The sequence below is a fragment of the Achromobacter insuavis genome, from assembly GCF_902859645.1.
Classification (GTDB): domain Bacteria; phylum Pseudomonadota; class Gammaproteobacteria; order Burkholderiales; family Burkholderiaceae_B; genus Achromobacter; species Achromobacter insuavis.
This window is the reverse complement of the sequence record NZ_CADIJR010000185.1, coordinates 1-1127: the sequence shown is the minus strand read 5'-3', so window position 1 is coordinate 1127 and position 1127 is coordinate 1. Positions and strand designations below refer to the sequence as shown.

Genomic DNA, 1127 nt, shown 5'->3' with positions numbered 1-1127 from the left:
CTGCGCGGCCTGCAACTGGCGCGCCGCCGGCGCCAGCTGCTGCCAGGCGCCGCGCGTTTCCTTGAAGACGCGCGCGTGCTCGGCGCTCTGCGCGCACCAGCGGCGGAAGGCCTCGCCATCGGCCACGCTGGCCTGGCCCGAGGCCAGCCGCACGACCCACGCCTGGGCCTCGCGCTGGAGCGCGGCCGCGGGGTCGCCGCCGGGGCGGGAGCGTCTGAAGAGGGTCGTCATGGATCTAAGACGTTTCCCGGGCCTGGGGACCGTAGCGCTGGACATACTTTTTTTCCAATTTCCCGCAACAGTGCTCCAGCCCCGCGCGCAATTCCTTTTCCACGGTCCGCACCGAAATGCCGAAACGCTCGGCGATCTCGCGGTGCGGCACCTCGTCGACCCGCGCCGCGATCACGATCGCCTGGCGCCGGCGCGGCAGCTCGGCCAGCGCCGCCTCCAGCGCCGCCAGTTGCTCGCGGCCCTCGGCCACCTGGGCCGGGCCGGCGGCCTCGTCGGCCATGTCGTACAGCTCCTCGATCTCGGCCATCGACAGGATGCGGGCATTGGCGCGGCGCTGATCCTCGGCGATGTTCGAGGCGATCTTGAAGAGATAGGCGGCCGGATACTCGACCGGCGCGGTCTCGGCCAGGCTGTCGACCCGCAGCCAGGCCTCCTGCATGGCGTCGTTGGCCAGGTCTTCCGACCCCAGCCGGATGCGCAGGCGCTTGCGGAATTCCTGGTACTTGGACAGGAACAGGTTGCGCAGGGCGTCGCCGGTCATGGACATGCGGTTCAGCCCGCGGCGCCGGCCAGCCGGCAATCGGTCCGCGGATCGGGCCGCGGCGCCAGCACGATGGTCACCGGCTGCGGCAGGTCGGCCGGCGGCGGCGCATCCATGATGAGTCCGGACAGCACGCCGGCCAGCGCCTCGTCGCGGCGCGCGTCGCCGGTGCCCGACAGCACCCGCGCCTGGCGCACCACGCCATTGCGGCCGATCCACAGCTGCAGCGAGGCGCGGTAGCGGCCGAACTGCGCGCCGGTCCACTGGCACAACGCGCGCGTCACGGTGTTCTGCAGGACGCCGGCATAGCGCGTCACCGCCGCCGGCGACGGCGCCGTGGCCGGCGCGCGCGGCG

2 protein-coding genes and 1 pseudogene are annotated in these 1127 nt (G+C 72.9%); all 3 read right to left on the bottom strand.

Annotation, left to right across the window (positions count from 1 at the left end; all coding sequences use genetic code 11):
- Positions 1–231: FecR/PupR family sigma factor regulator (locus tag H0523_RS32030; RefSeq protein ID WP_180180327.1), on the bottom strand; the 231-nt coding region annotated here is incomplete at its 3' end.
- A gap of 4 nt (positions 232–235) precedes the next feature.
- Entirely contained in the window at positions 236–772 is a 537-nt protein-coding gene (locus H0523_RS32025; RefSeq protein ID WP_231690410.1) for an RNA polymerase sigma factor, read from the bottom strand.
- Positions 773–783: 11 nt separating this feature from the next.
- Positions 784–1127 (bottom strand): annotated as a pseudogene (locus H0523_RS32020) (hypothetical protein); the annotation flags it as partial.

Excerpts from the sequence above, each read along its gene's own strand:
- H0523_RS32025 (WP_231690410.1), bottom strand. The coding sequence starts at position 772 with ATGACCGGCGACGCCCTGCGCAACCTGTTCCTGTCCAAGTACCAGGAA.